Source organism: Ruegeria sp. O4, from assembly GCF_056535125.1.
Window position 1 is genome coordinate 64,395 of sequence record NZ_JBQERO010000006.1, and the last position, 15,944, is coordinate 80,338.

General features: G+C 57.2%; 12 protein-coding genes and 2 pseudogenes. 7 read left to right on the forward strand and 7 right to left on the reverse strand.

Going from position 1 to position 15,944, the window contains the following annotated elements:
• Positions 1 to 17 precede the first annotated feature (17 nt).
• Both ACR0J7_RS09520 and ACR0J7_RS09525 read left to right on the forward strand, forming a co-directional pair.
• On the forward strand, positions 18 to 965 hold the full coding sequence (locus tag ACR0J7_RS09520; RefSeq protein WP_480914035.1) for an NAD(P)-dependent oxidoreductase: 948 nt from the start codon (positions 18 to 20) through the stop codon (positions 963 to 965).
• Positions 966 to 1,072: 107 nt separating this feature from the next.
• The gene (locus ACR0J7_RS09525) at positions 1,073 to 4,138 is read left to right on the forward strand and encodes an aminotransferase class III-fold pyridoxal phosphate-dependent enzyme (RefSeq protein WP_480914037.1); all 3,066 of its coding nucleotides are present in this window, start codon (positions 1,073 to 1,075) and stop codon (positions 4,136 to 4,138) included.
• Between the two features lie 48 nt (positions 4,139 to 4,186).
• On the opposite strand, the gene ACR0J7_RS09530 is transcribed toward ACR0J7_RS09525, so the two are convergent.
• Both ACR0J7_RS09530 and hemP read right to left on the reverse strand, forming a co-directional pair.
• On the reverse strand, positions 4,187 to 4,663 hold the full coding sequence (locus ACR0J7_RS09530) for a hypothetical protein (RefSeq protein WP_480910585.1): 477 nt from the start codon (positions 4,661 to 4,663) through the stop codon (positions 4,187 to 4,189).
• Positions 4,660 to 4,827, reverse strand: coding sequence for a hemin uptake protein HemP (gene hemP / locus ACR0J7_RS09535; protein WP_209504713.1), 168 nt, complete (start codon positions 4,825 to 4,827; stop codon positions 4,660 to 4,662). The genes ACR0J7_RS09530 and hemP overlap by 4 nt, the downstream gene beginning before the upstream one ends.
• A 217-nt stretch (positions 4,828 to 5,044) precedes the next feature.
• Between hemP and gph the strand changes: the two genes are divergently transcribed.
• Both gph and ACR0J7_RS09545 read left to right on the forward strand, forming a co-directional pair.
• Positions 5,045 to 5,704 carry a phosphoglycolate phosphatase gene (gene gph / locus ACR0J7_RS09540; protein ID WP_480482160.1) on the forward strand — a complete coding sequence of 220 codons (660 nt, stop codon included), beginning with the start codon at positions 5,045 to 5,047 and terminating at the stop codon, positions 5,702 to 5,704.
• A 327-nt stretch (positions 5,705 to 6,031) separates the two neighbouring features.
• The gene (locus ACR0J7_RS09545; protein ID WP_480914040.1) at positions 6,032 to 7,735 is read left to right on the forward strand and encodes a SulP family inorganic anion transporter; all 1,704 of its coding nucleotides are present in this window, start codon (positions 6,032 to 6,034) and stop codon (positions 7,733 to 7,735) included.
• A 7-nt stretch (positions 7,736 to 7,742) separates the two neighbouring features.
• On the opposite strand, the pseudogene ACR0J7_RS09550 reads toward ACR0J7_RS09545, so the two are convergent.
• The 4 genes and pseudogenes from ACR0J7_RS09550 to ACR0J7_RS09565 form a co-directional block, all read right to left on the reverse strand.
• Positions 7,743 to 7,931 (reverse strand): annotated as a pseudogene (locus ACR0J7_RS09550) (D-lactate dehydrogenase); the annotation flags it as partial.
• Between the two features lie 34 nt (positions 7,932 to 7,965).
• Positions 7,966 to 8,412 (reverse strand): annotated as a pseudogene (locus ACR0J7_RS09555) (integrase core domain-containing protein); the annotation flags it as partial.
• Between the two features lie 119 nt (positions 8,413 to 8,531).
• Positions 8,532 to 9,098 carry a tetratricopeptide repeat protein gene (locus ACR0J7_RS09560; RefSeq protein WP_480773740.1) on the reverse strand — a complete coding sequence of 189 codons (567 nt, stop codon included), beginning with the start codon at positions 9,096 to 9,098 and terminating at the stop codon, positions 8,532 to 8,534.
• A gap of 30 nt (positions 9,099 to 9,128) precedes the next feature.
• Positions 9,129 to 9,611 carry an Lrp/AsnC family transcriptional regulator gene (locus tag ACR0J7_RS09565; RefSeq protein WP_480475581.1) on the reverse strand — a complete coding sequence of 161 codons (483 nt, stop codon included), beginning with the start codon at positions 9,609 to 9,611 and terminating at the stop codon, positions 9,129 to 9,131.
• 108 nt (positions 9,612 to 9,719) lie between these two features.
• Between ACR0J7_RS09565 and putA the strand changes: the two genes are divergently transcribed.
• Positions 9,720 to 13,118 carry a bifunctional proline dehydrogenase/L-glutamate gamma-semialdehyde dehydrogenase PutA gene (gene putA / locus ACR0J7_RS09570; RefSeq protein WP_480914041.1) on the forward strand — a complete coding sequence of 1,133 codons (3,399 nt, stop codon included), beginning with the start codon at positions 9,720 to 9,722 and terminating at the stop codon, positions 13,116 to 13,118.
• Between the two features lie 42 nt (positions 13,119 to 13,160).
• Positions 13,161 to 13,904: a rhomboid family intramembrane serine protease gene (locus tag ACR0J7_RS09575; RefSeq protein WP_480870092.1), complete on the forward strand. Its 744-nt coding sequence runs from the start codon at positions 13,161 to 13,163 to the stop codon at positions 13,902 to 13,904.
• A 412-nt stretch (positions 13,905 to 14,316) separates the two neighbouring features.
• Here ACR0J7_RS09575 and ACR0J7_RS09580 read toward each other — a convergent pair whose 3' ends face one another.
• The gene (locus tag ACR0J7_RS09580) at positions 14,317 to 15,057 is read right to left on the reverse strand and encodes a helix-turn-helix domain-containing protein (protein ID WP_480914044.1); all 741 of its coding nucleotides are present in this window, start codon (positions 15,055 to 15,057) and stop codon (positions 14,317 to 14,319) included.
• Positions 15,058 to 15,171: 114 nt separating this feature from the next.
• Between ACR0J7_RS09580 and ACR0J7_RS09585 the strand changes: the two genes are divergently transcribed.
• Positions 15,172 to 15,915, forward strand: a complete 744-nt coding sequence (locus tag ACR0J7_RS09585; RefSeq protein ID WP_480616676.1) for an ABC transporter substrate-binding protein — start codon at positions 15,172 to 15,174, stop codon at positions 15,913 to 15,915.
• Positions 15,916 to 15,944: the final 29 nt, after the last annotated feature.

The window sequence follows — 15,944 nt, forward strand, 5'->3', positions numbered from 1 at the left end:
GCCCTTTGGGCGCAGCTTTGCTTTGTCTTCGCCAGAGATTTCGGTCAGGCCTGTTTCGCGGAAGCCGACCGAACAGCGGAGAGGATCACAAAATGGCAAAAGTCGCGTTCCTTGGCCTTGGTGTCATGGGCTATCCCATGGCCGGACATCTGCAAGCCGCAGGCCATGACGTCACCGTTTACAACCGCACGACCACCAAGGCCGAGGCCTGGGTCGCGCAGCATGGCGGCGCAATGGCGACCACTCCGAAAGGCGCCGTCAAGGATGCTGAGTTTGTCATGGCCTGCGTCGGCAATGACGACGACCTTCGCGCGGTTTGCACCGGAAAGGACGGCGGGTTCCAAGGAATGTCCAACGGGGCCATTTTTGTCGACCACACGACAGTTTCAGCAAAGGTCACGCGCGAGCTTTACGCTGCTGGCCAATCTCAGGGTATCGCTTTTGTAGACGCCCCTGTTTCGGGAGGTCAGGCAGGTGCTGAAAACGGCGTTCTCTCGATAATGTGTGGCGGTGATCAGGCAGCTTATGATGCGGCTGAGCCGGTGATGAATGTCTATTCCAAAATCTGCCGTCGACTCGGAGCCAGCGGCGCGGGCCAAATGACCAAGATGTGCAACCAGATCGCGATTGCTGGTCTGGTTCAGGGTCTCAGCGAAGCCTTGCACTTTGCCGAAAAAGCGGGCCTGGACGGGAAGGCCGTTGTTGAGGTGATCAGCCAGGGTGCGGCTGGCAGCTGGCAGATGGCAAACCGGTATGAAACCATGCTGAATGATCAGTTCGAACATGGCTTTGCTGTGGACTGGATGCGCAAGGATCTGGGGATTTGTCTGGATACGGCCAATGAAACCGGCGCGTCTCTGCCGGTGACCGCTCTGGTCGATCAGTTCTACAAGGACGTGCAGAAACTGGGCGGCGGGCGATGGGACACATCATCGCTGTTCAAACGTTTGCGTGCCTTGGATTAAGGGGTCGGGGGGCTGTCTGCCCCCTCTTGTCCCTTTGGGCCAATTCACCCCCGAGGATATTTTCGGCCAGATGAAGAGGATCCCGGATGAGCGGGACGGAGAAAGACATGAGCGATTTGGTGAACTTCTGGGCGGACGCGCTGCGCCAAAACTGGGGACTGGACGCACGGTTGACCCGGCTGGATGGCGAATATGATCTGAACTTTCTGGCGCAAGCCACAAATGGCCAGGACTATGTGCTGAAAGTCATGCGCGCGGGGTGCGATGCGGGTCTGGTAGATCTTCAGATCGAAGCACTTGCGCATATCGCCTCGGAAGCACCGGGGTTGCCGTTTCCAAAGGTGTTCCCGGCGTTGAACGGCGCAATATTGCCGGAAAATTCCGATTCCGAAGGGAAGTCGCGGCTGGTGTGGTTGCAGGAACGCCTGCCCGGGCGATGCTATGCACAAGCGAACCCGAAATCCGAAGAGCTGATCCTGAAATTGGGTCGTGTTCTGGGCGCAACGGATCGCGCTCTGGAGGGGTTTCAACATGAAGCTTTGCACCGCCCGGATTTCAAATGGGACCTGACGCAAGCGGGTTGGATCAGTAACAAGATAGGCGCTATCAGCGATCCCGCGCGTCGGGCGTTGCTTCGGGATATCTGCAACGAATTCACGGCGATCACGGATAGGCTGGGGCGGCTGCCGAAACAGGCCATTCACAACGACGCCAATGACTATAACATTCTGGTTGAAGGTGAATTGGGTGAGCGGAGGCAGGTTTCCGGCCTGATTGATCTGGGTGACATGTGTGCGGCACCGCGCGTCTGTGATCTTGCGATCGCCGGGGCCTATGTGGTGCTAGATCATGCCAGACCCGAGCGGGCATTGACTGCTCTCGTGCGGGGATACCATGCCGCAAACCGGCTGCAAGCCGAGGAGATCGACCTGATCTGGCCGCTGCTGCGGATGCGATTGGCAGTGTCTGTCCTCAACTCGACCCTGATGGCAGTCGAAAACCCGGACGACCCATATGTGACAATCTCTCAGGCACCTGCGTGGCGGTTTCTTGAGAATGCTTCCGTCAATGGCGGGCTGATGTCTGCGCGTCTTCGGGCAGCGTGCGGGCTGCCGGTCGTGGACGGCGCAGAACGCATCCATGCGTATCTGCAAGGACATCGCGGCCGGTTTTCCCAGATGTTCGGTCAGGACCTAAGCGATACTCCGATGGGGTCGTTGTCAGTCGAGAATTGCGTGTGGCCCCAGAACCCTTTCCACATGCCATTGGCCGAGGCCGCACGTGTTGGCGAGGAATACGGCGAAGGGCTGTGGCTGGGCTATTACAACGAACCCCGCCTGATTTATGCCGAGCCAGGATTTCGCAAAGGGCCATGGAAAGCCTCGGACCGGCGAACAGTGCATCTGGCGGTGGATGTGTTTGCACCCGCAGGGACGGTGCTGCACGCACCAATGAGCGGGCGGGTCGAGGTGGTCGAGAACCGAGATCAGCACCTCGATTACGGTGGGGTAATTATCCTGCACCATGAAACACCCGAGGGCGATCCGTTCTATACACTCTATGGTCATCTGGACCCGGAATGCTGTGACCGGTTGAAACCCGGTGATCCGGTGGCACAGGGGTCGGCGTTTGCCCGATTGGGCGACGCCAGCCAGAATGGCGGATGGGCCCCACATGTGCATTTCCAGCTGGCGTTGACAACCAATGGCATGGAAGCGGATTGGCCCGGTGTCGGCGACCCGGATGAGATGGAGCTATGGCACGCAGTTTGCCCGAACCCGGCGGCCTTGCTGAACCTGCCGGATGACAAGGTGTTCTACCAACCCACCGACAAGCAGGCGATCCTGCAAGGCCGCCGCGATCACTTTGGTGGCAACCTGTCGCTGACTTATGATGACCCTGTCATGCTGGTACGCGGGTGGAAACATCACCTGTTTGACGAATGGGGCCGCCCCTATCTGGACGCCTATAACAACGTCCCTCATGTGGGTCATGCGCATCCCCGTATTCAGGCAGTGGCGGCGGATCAGTTGAAGCGGATGAACTCAAATACCCGCTACCTGCATCCGGCACAGACAGCTTTTGCTGACAAGATCCTGTCCAAACTGCCCGATCACTTCGAGGTCTGCTTCTTCGTCAATTCCGGAACTGAAGCCAACGAACTGGCCCTGCGGCTTGCCCGTGCCCATACCGGGGCCAAGGGGATCGTGACACCAGACCATGGCTATCACGGCAATACGAATGCGGCTGTGGCGATATCGGCTTACAAGTTCAACAAACCGGGCGGCATCGGGAAAGCCGACTGGGTTCAACTGGTTGAAGTTGCAGACGACTATCGCGGTTCGTTCAAGCGTGACGATGCGGATCGGGCGCAGAAATTTGCTGATCTTGTGGACCCGGCCATTGCTGCCTTGCAGGACCGGGGTCAGGGTCTGGCCGGGTTCATCGCCGAAACTTTCCCGTCTGTCGGTGGACAAATCATTCCGGCCAAAGGTTACCTGCCTGCGGTTTATGAAGAAATCCGTGCCGCCGGGGGTGTCTGCATAGCAGATGAGGTACAGACCGGTCTGGGTCGCCTGGGTGAGTATTACTTTGGATTTGAACATCAGGGCGCGCTTCCTGATATCGTGGTGATGGGTAAACCCATTGGTAACGGGCACCCTCTGGGTGTGCTGGTGACGACGCGGGCGATTGCCGACAGCTTCAATAACGGGATCGAATTCTTCTCGACCTTTGGCGGATCGACGCTGTCTTGCCGGATCGGCAAGGAAGTATTGGACATCGTCGATGACGAGGGCCTGCAGGACAATGCGCGTCAGATGGGTGACCGCCTGAAAATCGGGCTGCGCCAGATCGAAGCCGACTTTGGTTGCGTTGGCGATGTACGGGGCATGGGACTGTTTCTGGGTGTTGAGCTGATCAATCCCGACGGAACCGAAGGAACCGAGATCTGCAGCTATGTCAAAAATCGGATGCGCGATCACCGAATTCTGATCGGCAGTGAGGGACCAAAGGACAACATCCTGAAAATCCGCCCACCGCTGACGATTGAGGCCGAGGATGTGGACATGATCCTGTGGGCGCTAAGGGACGTGCTGTCCGAGGTCGGTGACTTCTCTCCTGCTCCGGTTTGCGATCACGACCATCACCACGCGGGATGCGGGTGCTGCTGAAGGATTGACCCCGGCGCTTTGCCGGGTTTGACCGTCCTGCAAGCACAGTCAATGCAAAACGGCAGTGGAGGTATCGTGGCCTGTCGTCGGAATCGCATTTCCCGTTGTCATACGCCGGAGCGTCAGGCCCAGTTCCTCCGACAGGGATGCCAGAGCAGGCGCAAAATCCGGGCGCACGATCAGTGACGCCATCATCATCGCGTCTTCGCGTGCCCCTTCGGATGCGGCGGCAACCATTTGGGCAAAACAATTCTCATCCGCGCCCAGACATGCACACCCCAGACCGTGCCTGATTAGCGGGCGTCGACAATGCGTTGCGCAAAGCGAACACAGACGATCCAGCGTCAGCATGGCGGCACGCCCATAATCTGATCCCAGCGCTATGCAAAAATCGCTCGCGATATCAGCGCGACCGCTTTCACCCTGGCTCCACATCCGCAGATACATCACCGCACCCGCTTCGACTGGATCAAGATCCGCCAGACGGCCGACCGCGGCACCGCCGCGCAATGAATGCGCGCTCATTTCGTCAGGATCAGTTTACCTGCACGGGTGATGCGCAGGGTATACAATTGGTCACCCAACTCGATATGGGCCAGGTGGCCACCTTTGGTCAAATCCTCGGCCTTGTGCGCAGGCAGCATCGAGACAGCATAACCTTGGGTTGGGGTCGGGTTCTGTACGTTCATCGGGGCATCTCCAGAGCGAGTCGGCATGGTGCCATACCTGTTGCGTTTCGTTTTATCTGGCTGACCCGAGAGGGTTGGCTTTCCGTTCCTGTCATTAAATCTGATTATTTTAGTAAGGAATGTCAAGCGCTGTTTCAAATCAGGCGTCATTGAGCCGATTGCGCCCCTGAAAACGACGGGTTAAGACTTGGGGCGGGTATTGAAAGGCAAGCAAAACGTGACCGCAGCAGTTGTTTTTGATCTGGATGGAACGTTGGTCGACAGCGTCGGGGACCTGGCAGCAGCGGCCAATAAAACGCTGAACGGTCTGGGTCACGATCCTGTGCCCGTTGATGTGATCAGAGGGTTTGTTGGCAATGGCCTTCCCAAACTGGTCGAGCGTTTGATGCGACACTGTGATTTGCCCATGGATCGCCACGCGGAACTGACCCAACAGACACTGAAGCATTACAATGCGGCGGTCAGTGCAACGACAGTGCCTTATCCCGGGGTTCTGGAGGCCCTGGAAACACTGAAACAGATGGGTTGCGTTCTTGGTATCTGCACCAACAAACCCGAAGCACCCGCACGTCACGTGCTGGAGGCGCTCAACTTATCCCGGTTCTTCGACGTTGTTTTCGGCGGTGATACATTGCCAATTCGCAAACCGGATCCGGGCCACCTGCTGGAAAGCTTCAAAGCACTTGGGACCTCGGGCACACGCTTGTATGTGGGTGACAGCGAGGTCGACGCAGAAACAGCTGTAAACGCCAGGATACCGTTTCTGCTGTTCACGGAAGGGTACCGCAAAACCCCGGTGGCCAATATACCGCACACCGTTGCTTACAGTGCGTCCGAAACACTGCCGACACTCGTGACCAAATTGATCCAAAACTAAGTAAGTTCACTCGACACGAGTCATAAAACGAATGACTTGGGCTTTCGCAAACCCCAAAAAGTTAAGAGGGGCCGGCCGAGGGGGTGTGACCAGCCCCTCATCGGGGAAAGTAAATACCGTGTTTGTGTGTGGTAAGTACGGTAGGTCATGTTTACCCCTGATCGGCAGTTTGCGAAATTGGGGGATTCCCGTAGTTCGGCGAAAATAACTGAAAAACTGGAAAAAGAGGCACGTCAGACCACACAATTTACCTGTGATAATTTGCCTGTAAGATAGCCCGACGGTTCGAACATTCGGTTCGCTGGTTGAATGGGTATAGGGTAACCCATGAAAAAACAGGACAGAAATCAGAGAGCGGCGCGTCTGCAAATCCTGCAGGGCATTCTGCCTTTTGACCGCGCGCGCCTTCCGGCGGAAATGCTGGCTGGTCTGAGTTTTGCCTGCCTCGCGATCCCCGAAGTCATGGGTTACACCAAGATCGCCGGCACTCCGGTCATGTCCGGGCTGTATACGATCCTGATTCCCATGGCTCTGTTTGCGCTGTTCGGATCGTCCCGACACCTTGTTGTCGGTGCCGATTCGGCGACAGCAGCCATCACCGCCTCGGGACTGGCGGGCTTGGCGATGTCCGGAACGTCTGAGTATCTGGCACTGGCGTCCTTGCTGGCGCTTATGGCTGCCATGCTTTTGATTGCCGCGCGTGTCATCGGGCTGGGGTTTCTGGCTGATTTTCTGTCCAGAACGGTATTGGTCGGCTTTCTGACCGGCGTGGGCATTCAGGTTGCAACGGGTCAAATCCCCGGATTGTTGGGCATCGAATCCGCTGGGCACGGAACACTTGCAAGGTTGAAGGACGTTTACTTCAACATATCCAACGTCAACTGGCCAACCGTGATCGTCTCATCAGCCGTGTTAGGCATTGTCCTGGGATGCACAAGACTGTCGCGCAAAATCCCGGGGCCATTGGTTGCCATTGTCGGGGTGATCCTGTGCAGTTGGGCCTTTTCATTCAACATTTCCGGAATCTCGGTGTTGGGAGAGGTTGTCGGCGGTTTGCCCTCGTTCTCGATCCCGGACGTGCAGTGGAGCTGGACCTTGTTCAAACAATTGCTCCCCACGGCCTTGTCCATCTTCGTTGTTATTCTGGCACAAAGCGCCGCAACATCACGGGCATACGCCTCGAGATATGATGAGACTTTCAACGAAAACACGGACCTGATCGGACTGGGTCTTGCGAATTTCGGAGCCGCATTCACGGGGACATTCGTGGTCAATGGCAGCCCCACAAAGACCGAGATGGTCGCCAGCGCCGGAGGGCGCAGCCAGGTGGCGCAACTGACAACAGTGGTAATAGTCCTGTTGGTTATCCTGTTTCTGACCAAGCCTTTAGCCTATCTTCCCACAGCAGCACTTTCGGCCATCGTTTTCCTGATCGGTCTCAAGCTGATCGACCTGCACGGAATGGCAACAATTTACAGGCAGGCCCGGTCCGAGTTCTGGGTTGCCACGGCAACCGCCACCGTGGTTGTTCTGGTTGGTGTCGAGCAAGGCGTCATTTTTGCCATGGTCCTGTCTTTGGTCGACCACACACGCCGGGGATACCACCCAAAGAATTCGGTAGTATTGCGTACCGAGTCCGGTGGCTGGCGTTCAAAGGGATTGGAAGCACCAAACCAATTCGAGCCCGGTCTGGTAATCTACCGGTTTTCCCACGGCATGTACTACGCGAACATGCAGATATTCACCGAGGAAGTCACAACAATCGTTCAGAACGCAGACGGAAAACTGACATGGTTCTGCATCGACGCCTCGGCAATTGACGTTGTCGATTTCACAGCCGGGTTCACGTTGCGCAGTATCGCCAATTTCCTGCAATCCAAGGGGATACGGCTGGTTTTCACGCTGGTCGAGCCAGATGTGAAAGCCGAGCTGGATCGCTACGGCATCACAGAACTGATTGGTGAAACTGCGTTTTATGAAAACGGCAAAGCCCTGCTGGATGCCTATCACACGCGCCCAAATCCCATGTGACCGTTAATCACCTGTAGCTTCGCGCCCTGGACATCTTCCCGTTCCCCGGATTGAAAGAGTTGGTCGGAACGCAGCATTTGTAATGCGCCGCCAAATCGGGTTTGGCTTTGTACATGTGCCCCACATAGTGTTCGGCAGGATATTCCGCACCGCACTCGTCAAACAGGGCCAGCATTGCCGCCTTCAGCGCGCTCGGTCGCGTGCCCCTATCGGGTAGTCCGGTTTGTTTGTTAGTGCATCGTGGGCCTCTGGTCTATCGGGACGATGCTTTCGGGCGCAGGCGGGCAGGAGCCCAACGCACTGTGCGGCCTGACGGTGTTGTAGTGGATACGAGATTGCTCGATCAGAGTTTGCGCCTCCTTTAGGCTTTAGAAGATTTCGCCGTTGAGCAGCTCATCCCGGAACCGGGCGTTGAAGCTTTCGCAATGACTGTTCTCCTAGGGTGATCCCGGTTCGATGTAAGCCGTCTTCGCCCCGACAGCTGCAATCCACTCCCGCACCTTCTGGGCGATAAATTCCGGCCCATTGTCGGATCTTATGAATGCCGGCGGGCCGCGGAGGATGAACAGGTCAGTCAATGCATTCAGCACATCTGTTGAGTTGAGCTTACGATCGACGCGGATCATCAGCACCTCGCTGGTGTATTCGTCAATGATGTTCAGCGTCCGATACACGCCCACGCCAGTCAGAACCCATACCACTGGATAGCCAGTGAACAACTCCGAAGGGGTCCAACACAACCAGTTTGCCCGCAAAAAGGTTAGGTTTCCCTTTCGGTTCTTTCGAAAACCCGGCGTCAAATATCTTGACCGGGCGGTTCCAAAAGACCGCCGGGTTCTAACAATGCCCGCTCTGACAGCCATGGGTTAAGTTCTAGCGCCGCGGCAAGGGCAGCGCGCGCGTCGTCAAGGCGCTTCAGACCCAACAATGACAAGGCGCGACCGCTCAGCGCACCTATATGGTTCGGCGACAACTCGATCGTGACATTCAGATCCTGCAAGGCAGCAGCGAAGTCTTGTCTGAGATAGTTCACAAACGCACGCTGATTGTAGCCTTCGGCGTAGTTCGGGCAGTAATCGACAAGCTGGTCAAGCTCTTCCAACGCGCCCAGTAAATCCCAAGCCTCCCGCCGTGCCATTCCCCGGTCCAGCAAGCCTTGCGCACGCGCATCCGGCGCGTCCGTCCAAAGCTCCCACATCTGGTTGGAAATGGCGCGCGCATCACTTTGCGATTCTGCCTTCCGAACCTGATTGATTAGCGCATCCACACCTTCTGAATGATCCGGAGCATCAGGGCAGGACTGGGCGTGCGCCGCACAAGACAAGGCAACAACAGAAAGAGCAAAGAGGAAAGCGTGTGTCATGTACCAAGGATGGCTCGTAATCCTGATCCGTCAAGCCTGATGCTCGAACCCACCCAAACTGCCGGCTTCCTTAACCGCCTCCATCGCCACAAAGGTCGAGGTGCTGGCGACATGCGGCATGGATGAAATCTTTTCGGCCAGAACACGACGATACTCTGACATCGTGGCTGTGCGGACCTTCAACAAATAGTCGAAATTCGAAGCAATCATATGGGCTTGCTCGACCTCGGCAGTTTTTCGGACAGCCGCATTGAACTCGGCCAGTGCCTTTTCGCGGGTATCGGTCAGGCGCACTTCGACAAAGGCAACGTGGTCCAGCCCCAGTCTGATCGGATCCAGCATCGCCCGGTATCCTTTGATCACCCCGCTTGCTTCAAGCCGTTTCAGGCGCGCCTGTGTCGGTGATTTCGACAGACCAATTTCGCGCGCAAGATCGGCGACCGAAATGCGCCCATCCTCGGCCAGAATTCTCAGAATCGACCGGTCAAACCGGTCCAGGTCAGGAAAGTTCATTTGCGCTGCTCTCTGGCGAAATTTCAGGTGTTCCGCCTTCAATTATCGTAAACTCAGGCGATTGTCCTGAGTTTTCGCAGGTATATTGGCACAAAGACCGGAGGACTCATGTCTCATACCCTGCGTACATTAATCGACACCTCAACCTATGCTGACCAGTCGGCGATCCTTGAAACCCTGATCTCTCAGGCCAGCCTGAGCGCCACGGACCGCGGCGCCATCAGCGCCGCTGCCGCGCAGCTTGTGCGCGACATCCGATCCAGCACGTCTCCGGGGTTGATGGAGGTGTTTTTGGCCGAATACGGCCTGTCCACCGACGAAGGCGTCGCCCTGATGTGCCTGGCCGAGGCGCTGTTGCGCGTGCCGGATGCCGACACGATTGACGCGTTGATTGAAGACAAAATCGCCCCTTCGGATTGGGGTAAGCATCTTGGACACTCGTCTTCATCCTTGGTGAACGCCTCAACCTGGGCACTGATGCTGACGGGCAAGGTTCTGGACGAAGGCAAGGCCTCGCCTGTTGGCGCCCTGCGCGGGGCCATCAAGCGATTGGGTGAACCCGTGATCCGTACCGCCGTGTCGCGTGCGATGAAGGAAATGGGGCGGCAATTCGTGTTAGGTGAGTCCATCAACGCCGCGATGGAGCGTGCGCGCGGGATGGAAAACAAGGGATATACCTACTCCTACGACATGCTGGGAGAGGCCGCGCGAACCGAGGCGGACGCCGCACGATATCACCTGTCGTATTCACGCGCCATCTCGGTCATCGCCGAAGCCTGCACCCATGAGGATATCCGCGCCAACCCGGGAATTTCAGTCAAGTTGTCAGCCCTGCATCCCCGTTATGAACTGGCGCAGGAAAAGCGCGTGATGGATGAACTGGTTCCCCGACTGCGGGCGCTGGCCCTTTTGGCCAAGGCCGCTGGTATGGGGCTAAACGTCGACGCGGAAGAGGCGGATCGCCTGTCTTTGTCATTGCAGGTGATTGAAGCGGTGATGTCCGATCCGGCTCTGGCCGGCTGGGATGGGTTCGGCATCGTAGTTCAGGCTTATGGGCCACGCGCGTCGCTGGTTCTGGACACGCTCTATGACATGGCGGAACGCCACGATCGCAAGCTGATGGTCCGTCTGGTCAAAGGCGCCTATTGGGATACCGAGATCAAACGCGCGCAGGTCGAAGGTGTGGACGGCTTTCCCGTCTTCACCCACAAGGCGGTCACCGATGTGTCCTATATCGCCAATGCGCGCAAATTGCTGGGCATGACAGACCGGATCTATCCGCAATTCGCCACCCACAACGCCCATACAGTCAGCGCCATCCTGCACATGGCCGAAGGTCAGCCTTTTGAGTTCCAGCGCCTGCACGGCATGGGCGAGACATTGCATCAGCTTGTGATGAACAGGCAGAAGACCCGCTGCCGCATTTATGCACCGGTTGGCGCGCATCGTGACCTGCTGGCCTACCTTGTGCGGCGTCTGCTGGAAAACGGAGCGAACTCATCCTTCGTCAACCAGATTGTCGACGATAACGTCCCGCCGGAAGTGGTTGCCGCAGATCCGTTTGTTACTGTTCAAACGCCTCCGCCCCCGCTGCCCACCGGCCCCGAACTGTTCCAGCCGGATCGCCCCAATTCCAAGGGCTTCGATCTGCACCACACCCCGACGCTGGACAAGGTTGACGCAGCGCGGGACCAGTTCCGCGCGTATCACTGGTATGCACAACCCTTGCTGGCTGACGCTGCCAAACCCCAAGCGGATGAGCAGGTAATCAACCCGGCGAATCCTGCCGACAAACCAGGTGCGGTCGCCTCGGCAAGTGACGCGGATGTTGAACTGGCGCTGGCTTCGGCAAAGCCGTGGCAGGCCCCGGCAGTCGAACGTGCCCGTATCCTGAACTCTGCCGCCGATCTTTATGAAACACATTACGGCGAGTTGTTCGCCCTGCTGGCGCGTGAGGCTGGCAAGTCGCTGCCCGACGCGGTGGCGGAACTGCGTGAGGCGGTGGATTTCCTACGTTACTACGCCGCCAACATTCCTGATGCCGAGCCCGCTGGCATATTTACCTGCATCAGCCCGTGGAACTTCCCGCTGGCGATTTTTTCCGGGCAGATTTCGGCTGCTTTGGCGACCGGGAACGCCGTTTTGGCCAAGCCTGCGCCGCAGGCACCCCTGATCGCGCACCGCGCCATTCAATTGCTGCATGAGGCTGGTGTGCCGCGCGACGCGCTGCAATTGCTGCCGGGTGGTCCGGCCGTGGGCGCGGCGCTGACATCGGATGCGCGCGTCTCGGGCGTGGCCTTCACCGGCTCGACAACGACCGCTCTCAGAATCCGGTCGGCAATGGCTGGGGCCATGCGCCCCGGCACGCCGTTGATCGCAGAAACTGGCGGCCTGAACGCCATGATCGTCGACAGCACCGCACTTCCCGAACAGGCCGTGCAATCGATCATTGAAAGCGCTTTTCAGTCCGCGGGTCAGCGGTGTTCCGCACTGCGATGCCTGTACCTGCAACAGGATATCGCAGATGACGTGCTGACCATGCTCAAAGGGGCAATGGACGCCCTGCGCATCGGGGACCCCTGGCTGATCTCTACCGATTGCGGCCCGGTGATTGACGCGCAGGCCCGGCAGGTCATCGCCGATCACGTCGCTATTGCACGGGCCGAAGGGCGCGTTCTGAAAGAGCTGCCTCCGCCGACAGAGGGCATCTTTGTTGCCCCCACGCTGATCGAAATCTCGGGCATTGCCGCGCTGGAGCGCGAGATTTTTGGCCCCGTGTTGCACGTGGCACGGTTCAAAGCGCAGGAAATCGACAAGGTCATCGCGGATATCAACGCAACCGGATACGGGCTGACCTTTGGCCTGCAAACCCGGATCGACGACCGGGTGCAGCATGTGACCGAAGCAATCCATGCCGGAAACATCTATGTAAACCGCAATCAGATCGGTGCCATCGTTGGCTCCCAACCTTTTGGCGGTGAAGGGCTGTCAGGCACCGGCCCGAAGGCGGGCGGCCCGAATTACATGGCCCGGTTTTGTGCACCGGATCGGCAAATCACGACAGAATCCTGGGAGCATTTGGCAGACCTACCTGCCCCTCAAGGCCAGCCTGCCCCAATCCAAACCCGTTCTCTGCCCGGTCCGACCGGAGAATCGAACCGGCTGAGCGAATATCCCCGCCCGCCTCTTCTGTGCATGGGGCCGGGGGAAACGGCGGCGCGCGCGCAGGCTGAAGCTGTACAGGCGCTGGGTGGAACCGCCATTCAGGCAACCGGAATGCTTGACCTTCACCGGTTAGAGAACCTGACCGGTATCTCTGGTGTCCTTTGGTGGGGGGATGCTGAAACCGCGCAGCAGATCGAACAGCACCTGGCCCGCAGAGACGGCCCCATTTTGCCCCTGATTCCCGGCAGACCCGACCGCGCGCGTGTGTTGGGTGAGCGCCATGTGTGTGTCGATACGACCGCAGCTGGCGGAAACGCTGCGTTGTTGGGAGGTGCGGCGTAAGCTTGCCTTGACGCTGGGCGCGCAAAAGCCCAGCGTCACCTCATGTTTCCGATCCGCGACCATAACCCCTCGGGGCGCACGCCTTATGTTGTCTACGCCTTATTGGCGGCCAACATCCTGATCTTCCTCAGCTATGTGGGGATCATGAATGATGCGCCACTTATTAACCGGCTGTTCTTCGACTATGCGATCATCCCGGCGCGGGTCAGCGACGGGGTTGGTCTGGAAACCCTTGTGACATCCATGTTCCTGCATGGGGGATGGATGCATCTGGCCGGGAACATGCTGTTCTTATGGATATTCGGCGACAATCTGGAAGACGAAATGGGCCATCTGCCCTTTTTGCTGTTCTACTTGGTCGCAGGTATCGGCGCAGGTCTGATCCATGTGGTTACAGGGCCGGACTCTCAGGTGCCTACCGTCGGCGCCTCGGGCGCGATTGCGGGTGTCATGGGGGGATACCTGCTGCTGTTTCCCAAAGCGCGTGTGGATATTCTGCTGATCCTGGTTGTCTATTTCAGGGTCTTTACCATCCCCGCCTTCATCATGCTGGGCGTATGGTTAGCGATACAGTTCTTTGGCAGCGTCACCAGCAACCCGGACGAAGGCGGTATCGCCTACTGGGCCCATACCGGCGGATTTGCAGTAGGGCTGATCCTATGTGTGCCGCTATGGCTGCGACGCGGTGGCGTGCAATTCTGGAACCGCACGCACGGGCACCCGCCCCACCCTGAGGCAAAGTACAAGCTGTCGCAGTCACGTATACCGCGCGTTCCGCGTCGATAAAGCTGAAATGAGGGGCGATCAGCCCATGGGCGCTATCTTACCAAATCGAATACCAAAATTGGGTAGCCCACGCATCCTGTGAGCGGTTGTTGCCGTTCGTGCAGAACGCGGCGAAGGTGCCAAGAGAACTCGGGGTCAGCATGCCAGATTTGGTGCGCGTGTTCGCGGCATGGGAACCGCCGCGGCTGCTTCATTCTCAACGCCGCCGCGCGGGTTAAAACCAGCCATTCAAGCTTGGCCCTGCGAGATTAGATTCCAAAATCAGGGTTGCAAGGCACGCTCGCCGTTCACCGGCACGGTAATTGTTCGCACCTGAGGTGTCAGATTTCGCTCCGAGCAGCCAGGTGCGTTGCCCAAGCTCCGAAAAAAGTTTGACGTTGAGCGGTTCATTGCTGAACACCCTGCCTCAACACTACCAGATTGGAGGAGTCGTTGCCCAGATAACCCTGCATTTTCCCTCGCCAAGGTTTCGATACCGATGAGGGAGGCTACTTTCAAAATGAAATGAATCCCCTTGGTTCAGGATATGCGGCCTGCCATCAATCGATATTTCCAGACATCCTTCAATCACGACCCCGCATTCCTCACCGGCATGAGAATACGGTTCATCACCTGATCCGCCACCCGGCTCAAGATCTAGATCCATGACCTGTAATTCACCTTCGTCGTGCGCTGTCAAAAAGGACTTGAACACCCCTTTACTGCTGAGATCAATTGACCTGCGGTGATTGGCCCGAACGATATAGCTCTCATCATCTGCCGCCTCGTTTTCATCTACACTGAACAGCTGTAGTACCGACAACCGCAACGCGCCACTGATCGAGCGCAAGACCCGAACCGACGGCGATGATAACCCCCTTTCGATTTGGCTGAGAAGGCCCACCGATATCCCTGCCTCGTCAGAGATATAAGTCAGTGTAAGTCCCAGTTCTTTACGCCGATCGCGTATCGCGCGACCAAGTCGCACGTCTTCGCTTACTCCATCCGTTGCAGCCGCTGCTGAGTGATTTGAGTTGTTTGGCATAATGATAAAGACACGCTCTCTTCGTTGCTTGAATACGAAGAATACCTTCCACCACTCTTCATGTCCATGAAATACACCCAGCTTTTCACATTGACCGTGGAAGAAGCCCGCATAAGCATAATATTTCATTTTAATGAAAGAATGTCGAAAATTTTTCAATCTCATCTACACTCGAGGAATGTTGACCTGTCAGGTGGGTCCGCAGGACCTCAGAACAGTGAAGAACCAACAAGGAGAAGTTTCATGAACATGAAAATACTTACCACACTCGCTGCAGCGACCTGGCTGTCTGTTGCGAACGGCACTTTCGCGGAAACTCTTAATGCCGGGGTAACGACCACGGGTGTGCCGTTTACGTTTGTTGATATCCAAACCGGACAACCGACAGGAGCCATGGTTGACATTGCAAATGCGATTGGTGCGGAAATCGGAATGGAGATGCAATTTGAAGTTACTGCGTTTTCGGCACTCATTCCCGCGCTGACCACAGGAAAGATTGATCTTATCTCTGCGGGCATGCTGATCACCGACAAACGCGCAGAGGTCGTTGACTTCTCAGACAGCCCCTACAGCTATGGGGACGCCATGTTCGTCGCTGCGGACAACCCTGAAAACTATACGCGAGACGATCTAGCGGGCGAGGTGATTGGAGCGCAGGTTGGAACTGTGTACGCGGATTCCCTGGCGGAGATTGGGGGATTCGGCGAGATCAAGTTGTATGACTCGATCGTAGATATCATGCGCGACGTTCAACTTGGTCGGATCAAAGCGGGTTTCGGCGACGGCCCCATTGTCGGATACCAGATTTCACAATATCCCAATCTGGGTGTTCGTCTGGTTGAAGGCTATGAACCAATGAAACCGGGCAGAGTCGGGTTGGCTGTAGACAAAGGAAATGCCGAGCTGCTGAAACAGGTGAACGGGGCGTTAGCAAAGTTGCAGAATTCGGGTGAGCTAAAGGCCATCTTCAACAAATACGGCCTTTGAGAAACTTCCCTATCCAGCAAGAGGGCGCT

Bases quoted from the DNA above. Each gene is read 5' to 3' on its own strand.
- ACR0J7_RS09525 (WP_480914037.1), top strand. From the start codon at position 1,073: ATGAGCGATTTGGTGAACTTCTGGGCGGACGCGCTGCGCCAAAACTGG.
- ACR0J7_RS09530 (WP_480910585.1), bottom strand. From the start codon at position 4,663: ATGAGCGCGCATTCATTGCGCGGCGGTGCCGCGGTCGGCCGTCTGGCG.
- hemP (WP_209504713.1), bottom strand. From the start codon at position 4,827: ATGAACGTACAGAACCCGACCCCAACCCAAGGTTATGCTGTCTCGATG.
- ACR0J7_RS09545 (WP_480914040.1), top strand. From the start codon at position 6,032: ATGAAAAAACAGGACAGAAATCAGAGAGCGGCGCGTCTGCAAATCCTG.
- ACR0J7_RS09560 (WP_480773740.1), bottom strand. From the start codon at position 9,098: ATGACACACGCTTTCCTCTTTGCTCTTTCTGTTGTTGCCTTGTCTTGT.
- ACR0J7_RS09565 (WP_480475581.1), bottom strand. From the start codon at position 9,611: ATGAACTTTCCTGACCTGGACCGGTTTGACCGGTCGATTCTGAGAATT.
- putA (WP_480914041.1), top strand. From the start codon at position 9,720: ATGTCTCATACCCTGCGTACATTAATCGACACCTCAACCTATGCTGAC.
- ACR0J7_RS09575 (WP_480870092.1), top strand. From the start codon at position 13,161: ATGTTTCCGATCCGCGACCATAACCCCTCGGGGCGCACGCCTTATGTT.
- ACR0J7_RS09580 (WP_480914044.1), bottom strand. From the start codon at position 15,057: ATGAAATATTATGCTTATGCGGGCTTCTTCCACGGTCAATGTGAAAAG.
- ACR0J7_RS09585 (WP_480616676.1), top strand. From the start codon at position 15,172: ATGAACATGAAAATACTTACCACACTCGCTGCAGCGACCTGGCTGTCT.